The 1,904-nt window shown below is 57.9% G+C and carries 3 protein-coding genes; all 3 read right to left on the reverse strand.

Features of this window, described 5'->3' with window-relative positions:
• Positions 1 to 801: carbohydrate ABC transporter permease (locus tag ACK5L9_RS00305; protein WP_416909450.1), on the reverse strand; the 801-nt coding region annotated here is incomplete at its 3' end.
• Positions 785 to 1,501, reverse strand: a complete 717-nt coding sequence (locus ACK5L9_RS00310) for a carbohydrate ABC transporter permease (RefSeq protein ID WP_416909452.1) — start codon at positions 1,499 to 1,501, stop codon at positions 785 to 787. The genes ACK5L9_RS00305 and ACK5L9_RS00310, both read right to left, overlap by 17 nt.
• Positions 1,502 to 1,519: 18 nt before the next feature.
• Positions 1,520 to 1,687 carry a hypothetical protein gene (locus tag ACK5L9_RS00315; protein WP_416909451.1) on the reverse strand — a complete coding sequence of 56 codons (168 nt, stop codon included), beginning with the start codon at positions 1,685 to 1,687 and terminating at the stop codon, positions 1,520 to 1,522.
• Between the last annotated feature and the right edge of the window lie 217 nt (positions 1,688 to 1,904).

The following is a 1,904-nucleotide window of genomic DNA, read 5'->3' on the forward strand; positions in this document are numbered from 1 at the left end:
CGCGGTGATGATCGTTGCGGCCATGTCTACATTGTATTCCTTGACCCCGAAGGTGGTGTTCACCAGGTTGTTCAGCGCGACGATGACAGGCTGCGATGCGCCCGATGAGAAGGTCACCCCGAACAGGAAGTCGTTCCATATCTGCGTGAACTGCCAGATCAGTGTCACCGCGATGATCGGCGGCGACAGCGGAAGGATGATATAGACGAATGTCGACCAGAAGCCGGCGCCGTCTATGGTAGCTGCGTTGACCAACTCGTCCGGCACCGATTTGTAGTAGTTGCGGAAGAACAACGTGCAGATCGGAATCCCGTAGATCGTCTGCACAAGCACAAGCCCGGCGATCTTGTTCAGCAGCCCAAGCTGCCCAAGCACCTGCGCCGCCGGGATCAGGATCGCCTGGTAGGGCACGAACACGCCAAAGACGATCAGCGCGAAGATGACATTGGCGCCCGGAAAGCGGATTTTCGACAAGGTATAGCCATTGACCGCCCCAAGCGCGGTCGAGATGATCGCCGAGGGAATGACAATCATGAATGAGTTAAGGTAAAAGGAGCTAAGCCCCACGCAGCGTGTGCCGATGCATGCTTCGCTCCAGGCTTTTTTCCAGGCATAGAGTGTCAGATCATCCGGCAATGCGAATATCGAGCCACGGGCGATTTCGTCCGCCGGTCGTAGCGAGGTCATGATCATCAACACCAGCGGCGCCACAAAGAATGCCGCGAGAAAAATCAGGACGGCATAAAGAAGAAAGCGGTTCCAAGACCGTCCACCGTCAAAGTTTTCAATCGCTGCGGCCACGGCGCTTGCCTCCGATGAAGATGACGGGTGCGATGACGATCAGCGCCGCGCAAAGGATCATGATCGCGGATGCCGATCCGATCCCAAGCTGGTTGCGGCGGAAGGCCATGTCATACATGAAGGTCGCCGGAAACTCTGACGCGCCCCCCGGCCCGCGCTGTGTCATGACGACGACAAGGTCGAATGTCTTCAGCGCCATCGCGATCAGGATCGCGCCAGCGGACAGAAAAACCGGCCAGATCGACGGGATGATGATCGAGACATAGATCCGCCAGGGCCGGGCGCCATCGAGGCTGGCGGCCTTGATGATCTCGGTGTCGACGCCGCGCAGGGCTGACAGGAACAGCACCATGACAAAGCCCGCGACCTGCCAGATCGCCGCGATGACGATGGCGTAGATCACCAGATCGGCGCTGCTGATCCAGGCGAATTCAAAATTGGGGTATCCCAGATCGCGGATAAATTTCTCGAATCCGATGGTCGGGTTCATGATCCAGCGCCAGACGACGCCCGTGACAACGAAAGCCAGTGCGATCGGATAGAGCAACAGCGTGCGGAACAGAGCTTCGGCGCGGATGCGCTGGTCGATCAGGATGGCCAGAAGCAACCCCAGCGCCAGTCCGACGCCGACATAGATGACCGAGAAGACAAGAAAATTCTGAACCGCCAGCCGCCAGGGGCTGAACTTCCACAGTTTGATATAGTTGCTGAAACCGGCTCAATCCCAGACGGGCACCATTTTCGATGGCGAAAGCGAAACGGCGATTGTCCAGATGATAAAACCATAGACAAAGACCGTGATCGCGATCAGTGAGGGCGACATCGCCAGAATGGGGGCTGCAAACCGCCTCCAATCGGACATGTTCCGGCCTTTTGGGGTCGCCATTTCCCTCTCTCCCTTGAAGGCATGGCCTATTTCTGGGCCATGCGATGGATCGGGCAGGTCAGCGGACCAGTTCGACCGATTCCAGCATCAGCTGCACCGCCTCATCCGAGGTCATATCGGGCATATTGAAATGCTGGGACGCCACCTGACGCACGGCTGCGGCAATTGCCGGATCGAAAGGCTGCATGGTGTAGATATCGCCGACCAGTGTCCCGGC

Source organism: Paracoccus sp. (in: a-proteobacteria) (assembly GCF_047973135.1).
Taxonomy (GTDB): Bacteria; Pseudomonadota; Alphaproteobacteria; order Rhodobacterales; family Rhodobacteraceae; genus Paracoccus.